General features: G+C 69.5%; 12 protein-coding genes. 8 read left to right on the forward strand and 4 right to left on the reverse strand.

The window, feature by feature from the left end:
• Positions 1-19: 19 nt before the first annotated feature.
• Positions 20-358, reverse strand: coding sequence for a hypothetical protein (locus ACSVDD_RS04050; protein WP_448187998.1), 339 nt, complete (start codon positions 356-358; stop codon positions 20-22).
• A 113-nt stretch (positions 359-471) separates the two neighbouring features.
• Here ACSVDD_RS04050 and ACSVDD_RS04055 point away from each other — a divergent pair, with 113 nt between their 5' ends.
• From ACSVDD_RS04055 to ACSVDD_RS04085, 7 genes are all read left to right on the forward strand, one after another.
• Complete coding sequence (locus ACSVDD_RS04055; RefSeq protein WP_448187999.1) at positions 472-2,151, forward strand: NADH-ubiquinone oxidoreductase-F iron-sulfur binding region domain-containing protein; 1,680 nt, start codon at positions 472-474, stop codon at positions 2,149-2,151.
• Complete coding sequence (gene fdhF, locus ACSVDD_RS04060) at positions 2,148-4,895, forward strand: formate dehydrogenase subunit alpha (RefSeq protein ID WP_448188000.1); 2,748 nt, start codon at positions 2,148-2,150, stop codon at positions 4,893-4,895. Before ACSVDD_RS04055 ends, fdhF begins: the two co-directional genes overlap by 4 nt.
• A gap of 488 nt (positions 4,896-5,383) precedes the next feature.
• Positions 5,384-5,464: a pyrroloquinoline quinone precursor peptide PqqA gene (pqqA, locus tag ACSVDD_RS04065; RefSeq protein WP_448188508.1), complete on the forward strand. Its 81-nt coding sequence runs from the start codon at positions 5,384-5,386 to the stop codon at positions 5,462-5,464.
• A gap of 130 nt (positions 5,465-5,594) precedes the next feature.
• On the forward strand, positions 5,595-6,404 hold the full coding sequence (pqqC, locus tag ACSVDD_RS04070) for a pyrroloquinoline-quinone synthase PqqC (RefSeq protein WP_448188001.1): 810 nt from the start codon (positions 5,595-5,597) through the stop codon (positions 6,402-6,404).
• Positions 6,401-7,501 carry a pyrroloquinoline quinone biosynthesis protein PqqE gene (pqqE, locus tag ACSVDD_RS04075; protein ID WP_448188002.1) on the forward strand — a complete coding sequence of 367 codons (1,101 nt, stop codon included), beginning with the start codon at positions 6,401-6,403 and terminating at the stop codon, positions 7,499-7,501. The genes pqqC and pqqE overlap by 4 nt, the downstream gene beginning before the upstream one ends.
• A 24-nt stretch (positions 7,502-7,525) precedes the next feature.
• Positions 7,526-8,923 carry a selenium-binding protein SBP56-related protein gene (locus ACSVDD_RS04080; protein WP_448188003.1) on the forward strand — a complete coding sequence of 466 codons (1,398 nt, stop codon included), beginning with the start codon at positions 7,526-7,528 and terminating at the stop codon, positions 8,921-8,923.
• A 9-nt stretch (positions 8,924-8,932) separates the two neighbouring features.
• Entirely contained in the window at positions 8,933-9,601 is a 669-nt protein-coding gene (locus ACSVDD_RS04085; RefSeq protein ID WP_448188004.1) for a hypothetical protein, read from the forward strand.
• Between the two features lie 8 nt (positions 9,602-9,609).
• Here ACSVDD_RS04085 and ACSVDD_RS04090 read toward each other — a convergent pair whose 3' ends face one another.
• The 3 genes from ACSVDD_RS04090 to ACSVDD_RS04100 all read right to left on the reverse strand — a co-directional run bounded on the left by ACSVDD_RS04090 (position 9,610) and on the right by ACSVDD_RS04100 (position 11,574).
• The gene (locus ACSVDD_RS04090) at positions 9,610-10,029 is read right to left on the reverse strand and encodes a hypothetical protein (protein WP_448188005.1); all 420 of its coding nucleotides are present in this window, start codon (positions 10,027-10,029) and stop codon (positions 9,610-9,612) included.
• A gap of 21 nt (positions 10,030-10,050) precedes the next feature.
• Positions 10,051-10,896 carry a RibD family protein gene (locus tag ACSVDD_RS04095; RefSeq protein WP_448188006.1) on the reverse strand — a complete coding sequence of 282 codons (846 nt, stop codon included), beginning with the start codon at positions 10,894-10,896 and terminating at the stop codon, positions 10,051-10,053.
• Positions 10,897-10,971: 75 nt separating this feature from the next.
• Entirely contained in the window at positions 10,972-11,574 is a 603-nt protein-coding gene (locus ACSVDD_RS04100) for a cysteine hydrolase family protein (RefSeq protein ID WP_448188007.1), read from the reverse strand.
• A gap of 80 nt (positions 11,575-11,654) precedes the next feature.
• Here ACSVDD_RS04100 and ACSVDD_RS04105 point away from each other — a divergent pair, with 80 nt between their 5' ends.
• Positions 11,655-12,527: a LysR family transcriptional regulator gene (locus ACSVDD_RS04105; RefSeq protein WP_448188008.1), complete on the forward strand. Its 873-nt coding sequence runs from the start codon at positions 11,655-11,657 to the stop codon at positions 12,525-12,527.
• Positions 12,528-12,546 lie beyond the last annotated feature (19 nt).

Genomic DNA, 12,546 nt, shown 5'->3' on the forward strand with positions numbered 1-12,546 from the left:
TCCGGGTCATGAGACGGGGTCAGAAGCACTTCAGGTCGGCGGCGACCTGGATCTGCCGGAACTCATCTTGCAGGTCCTTGACCCACCCGGTCCCACGCACGAGGGCGGCGCGTTCGCCCGGCATGTCCTGCATGGCGCGGGCGGTCTCGATGGCGACGTACTTGTCGTACGGGAATCGCGCGGCAATCTCGTCGATGCTGCACGAGCATTTGCGCATGACCTCCTGGGTCTGGCCGTTGGCGACCATGCAGCCGAGGACGTAATCGACGCGCGCTTGAGTCGGATAGCCGTCCTCGGCCCGCGCCGCGCCGGCGCCGATCAGGAGGAGGAACGCGAACAGGGCAGTGTGCTTGGCCATGGGGCTGCTCCAAACCGCTTCACCGCAGGCGACGATCATCCTGCGGCGCTTTGGCGAACACACTCAAGCACCCTTTTGGGGAATAAAAACGACGGACCAAGGAGGTCGAAACCATGCCGGAAGTGGAAGGGGCGCCAACAAGCCGGCGCCGTTCGGCGGCGCAGCCGAAGGGCCGGCAGGTCGAGCCGGCGGCGCTGGACGAGGTGCGCGCCCTGTTGGGAGACGCACCGCGGCGCCGCGACAAGCTGCTGGGTTTCCTGCACCGGATTCAGGACCGCTACGGCTGCCTGCACACCCGCCATTTGGCGGCGCTGGCGCTGGACATGCGTCTGGCGCAGACCGAGGTGTTCGAGGTCGCGTCCTTCTACGCCCACTTCGACCTTGTCCATGAGGGCGATGCGCCCCCGCCGCCGCTGACCATCCACGTGTGCGACGGCATTGCCTGTTCGATGGCGGGCGCCGAGGACCTCATGCGCGACCTCGCCGCACGGCTCGGCCCCGACACCCGGATCGTGCGGGCGCCGTGCATGGGCGGCTGCGACCGGGCGCCCTCGGCGACCGCCAACCACACGCCCATCGAGCCGGCGGACGCGGACACCGCGCTCGCCGCGCTGAACGGCACTTACCGGGGCCGCGTCCCCACGCCGCGGCGGTTCGCCGACTATCGGGCGCAGGGCGGATACGCGCTGCTGACCGCCTGCCTGTCCGGGCAGCGGACGCCGGACGACATCCTCGCGGCGCTGGAGCATTCGACCCTGCGCGGCATGGGCGGCGCCGGCTTTCCCACCGGCCGCAAGTGGAAGCTGGTGCGCGCCGAGCCGGCCCCGCGCTATCTGGTGGTGAACGCCGACGAGGGCGAGCCGGGCACCTTCAAGGACCGCCATTACCTTGAGACCGACCCGAACCGCTTCCTCGAAGGCATGCTGGTCGCCGCGTGGATGATCGAGGCGGCGGAGATCCACCTCTACCTGCGCGACGAGTACCCCCAGGCGCGCATCATCCTGCTGGAGGAGATCGCGGCGCTGGAATCCGCCGGGCTGGCCCCTCCAGGTTACATCGTGGTGCACCGCGGCGCCGGGGCCTACATCTGCGGGGAGGAATCCTCGATGCTTGAGAGCATCGAGGGCAAGCGCCCCCTGCCCCGCCACAAGCCGCCGTTCCCGGCGCAGGTCGGCCTGTTCGGGCGGCCGACGCTGATCAACAACATCGAGACGCTGTTCTGGGTGGTCGACATCCTGGAACGCGGGGCCGAGTGGTGGAGCGCCCAGGGGCGCAACGGCGGCCAGGGCCTGCGCACCTACTCCGTCTCCGGCCGCGTCCGCCTGCCCGGCCCCAAGGTCGCCCCCGCCGGCATCACGGTGCGGGAGTTGATCGACGAGTTCTGCGGCGGCATGGCGGACGGCCACACCTTCAAGGCGTACCTGCCGGGCGGCGCGTCGGGCGGGCTGCTGCCGGCGTCCATGGCCGATCTGCCGCTCGATTTCGGCGCGCTGGAGCCGCACGGCTGCTTCATCGGCTCGGCGGCGGTGATCGTGCTGTCGGACAAGGACGACCTCCGTCAGGTGGCGCTCAACCTGCTGCGCTTCTTCCGCAACGAGAGCTGCGGACAGTGCACGCCCTGCCGGGTCGGGACGGAGAAGGCCGTCCTCCTGTTGGAGAACGACCCGGCGAACCGCGCGGCGTTCGACGCGCTGACGCGGGTGATGGTCGACGCCTCGATCTGCGGCCTGGGCCAGGCGGCGATGAACCCCGTGCGCTCCATCCTGCGACACTTCCCGGAGGAATTGTCATGAGCATCCGGTTCCAGCTCGACGGTGCCGAGGTCGAGGCCCAGCCGGGCGAAACCATCTGGCAGGTGGCGCACCGCTTGGGCGTGGAGATCCCCCACCTCTGCCACGCCAACGCTCCCGGCTACCGCGCCGACGGCAACTGCCGCGCCTGCATGGTCGAGATCGAGGGCGAGCGCGTGCTCGCCGCCTCCTGCATCCGCCGCCCCACGCCGGGCATGAAGGTCCAGGTCGCCAGCGAGCGGGCGCAGGAGTCGCGCCGGCTGGTGTTCGAGCTGCTGATGGTGGACCAGCCCGAGCGCACCGCCTCCCCCGACCCGGATTCCGCGTTTCAGCGCTGGGCCGACCGGGTCGGCGTGGTGGGCGGCCTGTTCCCGCGCAGCCCCGAGCAGCCCGGCCCGGACCGCTCGCACCCCGCCATGAGCGTGCGGCTCGACGCCTGCATCCAGTGCACGCTGTGCGTCCGCGCCTGCCGCGAGGTGCAGGCGAACGACGTCATCGGCATGGCGTGGCGCGGCCCGACCGAGAGCATCGTCTTCGACATGGCCGACCCGATGGGCGGCAGCACCTGCGTGGCCTGCGGCGAGTGCGTGCAGGCCTGCCCGACCGGCGCGCTGATGCCCGCCAGTCTGGTGGACGAGGCCGGCGTGCGCGCCGTGGTGCCGGACAAGGCGGTGGACAGCGTCTGCCCGTACTGCGGGGTGGGGTGCCAGATCACCTACCGCGTCAAGGACGACCGCATCGTCGCGGTGGACGGCCGCGACGGGCCGTCCAACCGCAACCGGCTGTGCGTCAAAGGCCGTTTCGGCTTCGACTATGTGCACCATCAGCGCCGGCTGACCCAGCCGCTGATCCGCAAGGACGGTGCGCCGAAGACCATCGACGTGGACCCCGCCAACCCCTGGACCCATTTCCGCCCCGCCACCTGGGAGGAGGCGCTGGACCGCGCGGCGGCCGGCTTGCGCTCCATCCGCGACACGCACGGCGGCAACGCGCTGGCCGGCTTCGGCTCGGCCAAGGGCTCGAACGAAGAGGCGTACCTGTTCCAGAAGCTGGTGCGCACCGGCTTCGGCACCAACAACGTCGATCATTGCACCCGGCTGTGCCACGCCTCCTCGGTGGCGGCGCTGATCGAGGGCATCGGCTCGGGCGCGGTCACCGCGCCGTTCATGGCGGCCGAGGACGCCGAGGTGATCGTGGTGATCGGCGCCAACCCCACCGAGAACCACCCCGTCGCTGCGACCTTCTTCAAGCAGGCGGCGCGGCGCGGCACCAAGCTCATCGTCATGGACCCGCGCGGGCAGGCGTTGAAGCGCTACGCCACGCACATGCTGCAATTCAAGGTCGGCACCGACGTCGCGCTGCTGAACGCGCTCTTGAACGTGATCGTCGAGGAGGGACTGTACGACCGTCAGTACGTCGCCGCCCACACCGACAATTTCGAGGCGCTGGCCGCCCACGTCCGCCAATTCCCGCCCGAGCGGATGGCCGAGATCTGCGGCATCGACGCCGCCACCCTGCGCACGGTGGCGCGGCTCTACGCGCGCTCGGGGGCGTCGATCATCTTCTGGGGCATGGGGATCTCCCAGCACACGCACGGTACCGACAACGCCCGCTGCCTGATCGCGCTGGCGCTGATCACGGGTCAGGTCGGCCGGCCGGGCACCGGGCTGCACCCGCTGCGCGGGCAGAACAACGTGCAGGGCGCCTCCGACGCCGGGCTGATCCCGATGGTCCTGCCGGACTACCGCCCGGTGGAGGACAACGAGACGCGGCGCTTCTTCGAGGAGCTGTGGGGCGCCCCGCTCGACCCGAACCGCGGCCTGACCGTGGTGGAGATCATGGACGCCATCCACGGCGACCGCATCCGCGGCATGTACGTGATGGGCGAGAACCCGGCCATGTCCGACCCGGACCTGAACCACGCCCGCGCGGCGCTGGCGCACCTGGAGCACCTCGTCGTCCAGGACATCTTCCTGACGGAAACCGCGCGCTACGCCGATGTGGTGCTGCCCGCCTCGGCGTGGCCCGAGAAGGCCGGCACGGTGACCAACACCAACCGTCAGGTGCAGATCGGCCGCCCGGCGCTGCCGCTGCCCGGCGAGGCGCGGCAGGATCTGTGGATCATCGTCGAGCTGGCCAAACGCCTCGGCCTGGACTGGCGCTACGACCATCCGCGCGAGGTCTTCGCGGAGATGACGCGGGCGATGCCGTCGCTGGACAACATCACCTGGGAGCGCCTGGAGCGCGAGGACAGCGTGACCTACCCCTGCGCCGCCCCGGACCGCCCCGGCCAGGAGATCGTCTTCGGCGACCGCTTCCCGACCGAGGACGGGCGCGGCCGGCTGGTGCCGGCGGGCATCGTCCCCCCGGCCGAGCCACCGGACACCGAGTACCCCTTCGTCCTCACCACCGGCCGCCTTCTGGAGCATTGGCACACCGGCGCCATCACCCGCCACGCCACGATGCTGGACGCGCTGGAACCCGAACCCATCGCCACTTTGGCGCCGGCCGAACTGGACCGGCTCGGCGTCGCCCCCGGCGCGCGGGTGCGGATCGTGACGCGCCGGGGAAACGTGATCCTGACCGCCCGCGCCGACCCGGCCGTGCCAAAGGGCGTGGTCTTCATGCCGTTCTGCTACGTCGAGGCGGCGGCGAACCTGCTGACCAACCCGCAGCTCGATCCCTTCGGCAAGATCCCGGAGTACAAGCACTGCGCCGCGAAGGTGGAGCGGGTGAGCGCCAACTAGGATGGAACACTATGGAACACTATGGAACAGTGTGCAGGGGGTGTTCCATTCGACCGGCACCGCGCGGACGCGGCTCGCCAATCAGGACTTCGATCCTATACAAAATCGCCAGCAAGAGCAAGCGCGCAAACCGTTGTGGAACCGTGCCTGGGAGGAGCAAATGCCTTCCGGGTTAACTCATTGGCGCAGTCGAGAAAGTGGGCAGTCAAAATTTCCGCAACCAACCGCATCAACAAAGAAAACACGGCAAACTAAAAGTAATTTTAGGTCTATTTGATAAACCGCAAGCTCCCAATCGGTTGTATCTATAACTGTTCTAAATCCAAATTTGCTGTACGCCGGCGTCTTATTCTGCGTTGCACAAAGAACCACCCATAATTTCCACACCCCTCCTCGTAAGTATAGTGGTCGCACCATGCCAACGCCGGTACCCTTTCCTATTGGACCGGATCGACAGCCGGCCGAAACCAATCAGGAGGAAGCGGACCATGAAAACCTGGCGCAAGCCGAAGGTCATCGAGATCGCCGTCGGCAACGAAATCAACGCGTACGCCTGCGCCGATCTTTAAAGGGCAAGGCAGCCGCCGCGATGAGGATCATCGTGTTCGGCTCCGCGGCCGGCGGCGGCTTTCCCGCAGTGGACTTGCAACTGCACAGGCTGCCGCCGCGCCCGCGCGGGCGGCGGGTGGAGATGCCGCCATGACCCGCCCCCACTCATCCACTCCCCACTCATCCAACCCGATGTCCCGTGAGGAGTTCAAAAGCGCGCTCCATGCCATCGGCGCGCGTCAGTACCACGACCTGCACCCCTTCCACACGCTGCTGCACGGCGGCAAGCTGAACAAGGGGCAGGTTCAGGCTTGGGCGTTGAACCGCTTCTATTATCAGGTCTCGATCCCCCGCAAGGATCTGACGCTGATGGCGCGCGTCACCGACCCGGCCCTGCGCCGGGAGTGGCTGCACCGCGTGCTCGACCATGACGGCCTGGGGGCGGACGGCGCCTCCGAGGACACCAAAACCGGCGGCATCGAGCGCTGGCTGCGCCTGACCGACGGCCTCGGCCTCGACCGCGATTATGTCACCTCGTTGCGCGGCATTCTGCCGGCCACCCGCTTCGCCGTGGATGCCTATGTCAACTTCGTCGGCACGCGCTCGACGCTGGAGGCCATCGCCTCGTCCCTGACCGAACTGTTCGCCCCGGCCATCCACGAGCAGCGCATCCACGGGTTCGAGGCGTACTACGCCTTCGCCAACGACGCGACACTCTCCTACTTCCGCAAGCGGCTGGATCAGGCGCCGCGCGACGTGTCGTTCGGCCTCGCCTACGTGCTCGACAACGCCCGCACGCCGGAGCAGCAGCAACAGGCCCTCGACGCCCTGCGCTTCAAGACGGAGGTGCTGTGGGCGCAGCTTGATGCGCTGCATCACGCCTATGTCGCTCCCGGTCACATCCCGCCGGGCGCCTTCGTGCCGGACGGGATGAAAGCGACGGAGTACGCCCGACAATGACAGCCATCGACCCGCCTTATGCCATCCTGGCCGAGCTGACGCACCGCTGTCCGCTGGCCTGCCCCTACTGCTCCAACCCGCTGGCCCTGGAGCCGCGGGACCGGGAACTGGACACCGCCACCTGGAAACGGGTTCTGGACGAGGCGGCGGACCTCGGCGTTCTGCAGATCCACTTTTCCGGCGGCGAACCCTGCGCCCGCCCCGACCTGGAGGCGCTGGTGGAACACGCCACGCGGGCCGGGCTGTACACCAACCTCATCACCTCGGCCGTCACGCTCGACCGGGCGCGGCTGGACCGGCTGAAGGCGGCAGGGCTGCAACACGTCCAGATCAGCTTTCAGGACACCCGCGCCGAGGCCAACGACCGCGTCGCCGGCTTCCCCCGCGCCTTCGAGCGCAAGCGCCGCGCCGCCCGCGACGTGGTCGAGGCGGGGCTGGCGTTCACCGTCAACGCCGTGGTGCACCGGCACAACATCGACCATGTGGACGAGTTCTTCGACCTCGCCCTCGATCTGGGCGCCGGGCGGATCGAGATCGCCAACGTCCAGTATTACGGCTGGGCGCTGGTCAACCGCGCGGCGCTGATGCCGACGCACGACCAGCTCGTCGGCATGGACGCGACGATCCGGGCGCGGCTTCCCGACCTCAAGGGGCGGCTGGTCGTCGATTACGTGGTGCCGGACTACTACGCGCGCCGGCCGAAGGCGTGCATGGGCGGCTGGGGCCGGCGCTTCCTCAACATCACGCCGTCCGGCAAGATCCTGCCCTGCCACGCCGCCGAGACGATCCCCGGATTGAGTTTCGAGACGGTGCACGACCGTCCGCTCGGCGCCATCTGGCGCGACTCCCCGGCCTTCGAGCGCTTCCGCGGCACCGACTGGATGCCGTCGCCCTGCCGGGAGTGCGACCGGCGCGAGATCGACTGGGGCGGCTGCCGGTGTCAGGCGCTGGCCCTTTCCGGGGATGCCGCGGCGATCGACCCGGTGTGCGAACTGGCCGCCGACCACCCGACCATGGCCGCCATCGCCGCACGGGATTCCGCACCCGGCGACCGCCCCTTCACCTACCGGCAGCGTGCACCGGCCAGCAGCGGCTGAGCCCACGATCAGGGAGGACATTCGATGGCGACGTGGACCCCCGACCCCAGTTTCTATCCATCTCCCCGCATGGCGATGCAGGCCCCGCCCGAGCGGCTGGCCTATGTGGCGATGCTGAACGTGGAGGCCCAGGCCCGCCCGGACGCGCTGGGCGTGGTGGACGTCGATCCCGGCTCGTCGAACTACGGCCGGCTTCTCGGCCGTGTGGACATGCCCAACGCCGGCGACGAGCTGCACCATTTCGGCTGGAACGCGTGCAGCTCCGCCCTGTGCCCGTACGCCCCGCATCCGCACGTCGAGCGGCGCTATCTGATCGTGCCGGGGCTGCGGTCGTCGCGCATCCACATCCTGGACACCAAGCCCGACCCCGCCAAACCCAAGATCGTCAAGGTGATCGAACCGGAGGAGCTGGCCAGACGCGCCAATTATTCCCGGCCCCACACCATGCACTGCGGGCCGGAAGGCATCTATGTCAGCGCGCTCGGGACCGGCGACGGTGGCGGCGGGCCGGGCGGCGTCTTCCTCATGGACCATGAAACGTTCGACGTGCTCGGCCAATGGGAGATCGACCGCGGGCCGCAGTTCCTGGCCTACGATGTCTGGTGGCATCTCGGCCAGGACACGATGATCACCAGCGAATGGGGCACGCCGGAAATGATCGAGGGCGGGCTCAACCCCGACCTGCTGCTCGGCGCCAAGTACGGCCATTGCGTCCATTTCTGGGATCTGCGGAAGCGCCGGCACACGCAGACCATCGACCTTGGAGCGGAATACCAACTGGCGCTGGAGCTGCGCCCGGCGCACGACCCGACCAAAGCGCACGGCTTCATGAACTGCGTCGTCAACCTGACCGACCTGTCCTCGTCGATCTGGCTGTGGCACCGCGACGGCGGGCAGTGGGCGATGCGCAAGATCATCGACATTCCGGCCGAACCGGCGGAGCCGGACCAGTTGCCGCCGCTGCTCAAGGGCTTCAAGGCGGTGCCGCCGCTGGTCACCGACATCGACCTGTCGCTCGATGACCGCTGGCTGTACGTGGCGTGCTGGGGCACCGGCGAGATGCGCCGCTACGACGTGTCCGACCCGTTCCAGCCCAAGCTGACCGGTTCCGTCCGCCTGGGCGGGATCGTCGGGCACAGCCCGCATCCGGGCGACGGTGGAGCGCTCAACGGCGGCCCGCAGATGGTCGAGGTCAGCCGCGACGGCAAGCGCGTCTACTTCACCAACTCGCTGTACCGGAGCTGGGACGAGCAGTTCTACCCCGAGGGCATCAAGAGCTGGATGGTGAAGCTCGACGCCACCCCGGACGGCGGGCTCGGCATCGACGAGCGGTTCTTCCTGCGCTTCGAGGATGGATTCCGCGGGCACCAGATCCGGCTGGAAGGCGGCGACGCGTCCTCGGACTCCTACTGCTATCCATGACTGATTGCCATGAGTGATCCTGGGCAGTGGCTGGCGCTGATCGCGCTGGGCGCCTTCCACGGGCTGAACCCGGCCATGGGGTGGCTGTTCGCCGTGGCCTTGGGCCTTCAGGAGGGGCGGCGCGGAGCGGTGGTCGCGGCGCTGCCGCCCATCGCGCTGGGCCACGCGCTGTCGGTCCTGATGGAGGTCGCCGGCTTCGGGATGCTCCACCTCGTGGCGGCGCCGGACCTCCTGACGCCGGCCATGGTCGCCGTCCTGATCGGCTTCGGCGTCTATCGGCTGGTGCGCGGCTACCGCCACAGGGTGCGGGTCGGCATGCGCACGGGCTTTGCCGGGTTGACCCTGTGGTCCTTTCTGATGGCGTCGGCGCACGGGGCGGGGCTGATGATCCTGCCGCTGCTGCTCGGCATGCTGGCGCCGGCGCAGATGATGGCGCTGTCGCTGTGCGGGCCGGGGGCGGCGATGACGGGCACGGTCGCCGCGCTCGGGTCGATGGCGGCCGGGGCCGCCGTGGTGCTGGTGCACATGCTGGCAATGCTGGCGATGATCGCCATCGTCGCCATCGTGGTCTTCGACACCGTCGGGCTGGGTGTCCTGCGGCGCGGCTGGGTCAATTTCGATCTGCTGTGGGCGGGCGCCATGATCGGCACGGGGGTGGCGGTCCTGGCCGTCCGGTGACCGGCCCCTCACCCGCCGTGGAAGCCCCTCAGACGGTCGGCGGGGGCGGCCGGCGGGAAGCGGGCGGATCGGGCGGCCTGGAGGATTTCCTCCACGAACGACCGATAGGGATCGGCCGGGTCCTTGGGCGCGTCGCGCCGTTTCACGGGGCCGCCGTAGTCCGTGTCGTTCTGGATGAACGCACCGTATTCGGACGTCTCCAGGGAAGGAGCGACGAAGATGGAATGGGGCGAGTCCGCCGTCTCGCCGACATCGCGGCTCGCCCGCACCAGGGTGAAGGTGCCGCTGCCGTCCGGCGTCGAGAGGATCGTGACGCCGTGCTGGACCGTCACCTTGTCCTGCGCGTTCAGCCGCGCCTCCCGCTCGAACTCGGCCCTGGGATAGATCGCCTCGACGCTCGCGGGATCATGGATGTTCGCGGTTGGCATGGCACCCTCCGGTTCCGTTCGTTAAACCGGAGCGGCAGGCGCACAGTTCCGCAGCGGCTCGAATTGGGCGAACCACTGCCCGGCGCCGTCCGGCGCCGGGGGATCGTAATGCAATAGGGACATCCGCAGCCGGCCAGCGCCCCCCAGCTCGGGACCGGCCATCATGGTGTGAAAGCTTTTACCGCCGAGGATGCGGTGCGCGATGGTGAGGTAAAGCCGCGACAGCACGCCGTCGCGCAGCATGGTTTCCAGCATGCGCGGCCCGGCCAGCAGATACAGGCTGCGGAAGCCGAGCCCGCCGAGCTCCCGCACCAGCGGCGCCCCCTCCACCGACGCGCCCTGGCCGGCGACGATGACGGGATAGCCGTCGCCGCGCAGCCTCGCGATCCTGTCGGCCGGGGCCGCCGCCCCCGTGGCGATGAGCACGCGCTGGGCGTTCAGCGCGAGCGAGCGCGGGATGGGGAAGTCCAGGCTCGAACTGGCGATGACCACGGCCGGCTGCGGCGGCAGGCCGTTCCCGGCACGCCATTGCGCGAGGTCGCGGGCGGACTCGCCCAGCCCCACTTGCAGGACATCGTCCAGCCGGCCGGCCGCAAGGTCGCGCAGATAGCCGCCGTGCGTGATCAGGCAATCGGCCTGCGCCTGCAACTCCTGGAACAGGCGGAAGTCGTTGGCACCGGTCAGCCCGGCCGGCAGATGGCTGGTCCCGGTGGCCGGGTCCCGCAGAGCGATCCGGCCGTCCAGGCTGCTGACGAAGCTTGCGTAGACGAACGGCGTGGCGGCGCTGCCCAGCGCATGCACCCCATGGGCGAGGTACGCCCCCTCAAGCACCACATCCTCCGGCGGGCCTGGGTACAGCCTGAACATGCGCGCAGCCATCGCCGATCATACCACCCCAATCGCGAACGCGAACAGGAGGGCATTGTGGCTATCAGGCCCCCGTTAACGCCCCCAGGCCCCGCTGTCCGCGACCACCACCGCGAAGCGGTCGGCGAGCGCCGCGAGATTGGCGCGGTGCACCTCCTCGGCGGGAACGATGCCGCCGAGCGGGTCGGGCAGAGCGCGCGTCGCGGCGGCGGCGGCCACAACCGTCGTCCGCCAGCCGAGATCGAGCGCGGCGCGCACCGTGGTGCTGATGCACATGTGCGTCATGAAGCCGGCGACGATGAGTTCCGTCCGGCCGGTATCGCGGGCCAGCGTGTGCAGGTCGGTGCCGGCGAAGGAGTTGGGCAGATGCTTTACGATGATTGTCTCGCCGTCCAGCGGCGCCAGCGCCGGGATGATCGCGGACATCGGCCCTTCCGGGTCGAACAGGGGGCCGCCCGGCTTGCCGTGGTGCACGACGTGGAACACCGGCACGCCGGCCTCGCGCGCCAGCGTCAGCAACCGGGCCGTCTCGGCGACCGCGGCGTCCATCCCGGACAGGATCAGCCCGCCCTCGGTGTATTCGAGCTGGGCATCCACCAGCACGAGGACGGATTTGTCGAGGGGGCTGGGGGTCAGCGGCGCGCCGGCCAGGGACAGCAGGAACTTGGGCTCGGTCATTGGGGAAACTCCGGTACGGGGAAGCGATGGGCGGACTCTGCCCCGTTTGATTTTGCTCGACCATTTGCTAGTTTCGTCCAATGACCGTTCAAAAACGAACAGCCGGGCTCGACTGGGACGACGTCCGGGTCTTCCTGGAACTGGCCCGCGCCGGCAGCCTGTCGGCGGCGGCGCGGACACTGCGGATCAGCCACGCCACGGTCGGGCGCCGCATCGCCGCCCTGGAAGCCACGCTCGGCCGCGCTCTGGTGGAGCGCCGGCCGGACGGCTACGCCCTGACGCCGGAGGGCGAGGCGGTGCGCGCCCTCGCCGACGGCATGGACGAGCACGCCCTCGCCATCCTGCGCCGTGGCGGGTGGGAGGTCGGGTTGACCGGCACCGTCCGCCTGACCATGACGCAGGCGCTGGCCGACAGCTTCCTGGTGCCCCGGCTGGGCCCGTTGCGCGCCCGCCATCCGGGGCTGGACCTGGAGATCATGATCGACAACCGCGCGCTCAGTCTCGCCCGGCGCGAGGCGGATCTGGCGATCCGGCAGGCCCGACCGCAGCGCGGCGAGCTGATCACCCGCCGTCTCGCCACGCTGGCCTACGGCCTCTACGCGGCACCCGGCGCCCCCGACGCGTTCATCACCTTTGACGAGACGTTGGCCGAGCTGCCCGAGGCGGTCTGGTTCGCCGGTCACACGCGGGGGCGGCGCATCGCCTTCCGGTCCAACAGCGTGCAGGCCCAACTGGCGGCGGCGAAGGCCGGGTTCGGCACGGCGCTGCTGCCGCGCTGGCTGGCGGCGGCGGAGCCGGACCTGCTCTCCGTACCGGCCGCCGAACCGCCGCCGCCTCGCGAAGCGTGGCTCGTCCTGCACCGCGATTTGAAGGACGTGCCCCGCATCCGCGCCGTGGCCGAGCACCTTGTCGCGCTGTTCGATGCGAACCGCGACCTGCTGTCGGGGCCATGAGCTGCGCATTTCACCGCTG

Source organism: Azospirillum terrae, assembly GCF_053470425.1.

Excerpts from the sequence above, each read along its gene's own strand:
- ACSVDD_RS04050 (WP_448187998.1), bottom strand. The coding sequence starts at position 358 with ATGGCCAAGCACACTGCCCTGTTCGCGTTCCTCCTCCTGATCGGCGCC.
- ACSVDD_RS04055 (WP_448187999.1), top strand. The coding sequence starts at position 472 with ATGCCGGAAGTGGAAGGGGCGCCAACAAGCCGGCGCCGTTCGGCGGCG.
- fdhF (WP_448188000.1), top strand. The coding sequence starts at position 2,148 with ATGAGCATCCGGTTCCAGCTCGACGGTGCCGAGGTCGAGGCCCAGCCG.
- pqqA (WP_448188508.1), top strand. The coding sequence starts at position 5,384 with ATGAAAACCTGGCGCAAGCCGAAGGTCATCGAGATCGCCGTCGGCAAC.
- pqqC (WP_448188001.1), top strand. The coding sequence starts at position 5,595 with ATGACCCGCCCCCACTCATCCACTCCCCACTCATCCAACCCGATGTCC.
- pqqE (WP_448188002.1), top strand. The coding sequence starts at position 6,401 with ATGACAGCCATCGACCCGCCTTATGCCATCCTGGCCGAGCTGACGCAC.
- ACSVDD_RS04080 (WP_448188003.1), top strand. The coding sequence starts at position 7,526 with ATGGCGACGTGGACCCCCGACCCCAGTTTCTATCCATCTCCCCGCATG.
- ACSVDD_RS04085 (WP_448188004.1), top strand. The coding sequence starts at position 8,933 with ATGAGTGATCCTGGGCAGTGGCTGGCGCTGATCGCGCTGGGCGCCTTC.
- ACSVDD_RS04090 (WP_448188005.1), bottom strand. The coding sequence starts at position 10,029 with ATGCCAACCGCGAACATCCATGATCCCGCGAGCGTCGAGGCGATCTAT.
- ACSVDD_RS04095 (WP_448188006.1), bottom strand. The coding sequence starts at position 10,896 with ATGTTCAGGCTGTACCCAGGCCCGCCGGAGGATGTGGTGCTTGAGGGG.
- ACSVDD_RS04100 (WP_448188007.1), bottom strand. The coding sequence starts at position 11,574 with ATGACCGAGCCCAAGTTCCTGCTGTCCCTGGCCGGCGCGCCGCTGACC.
- ACSVDD_RS04105 (WP_448188008.1), top strand. The coding sequence starts at position 11,655 with ATGACCGTTCAAAAACGAACAGCCGGGCTCGACTGGGACGACGTCCGG.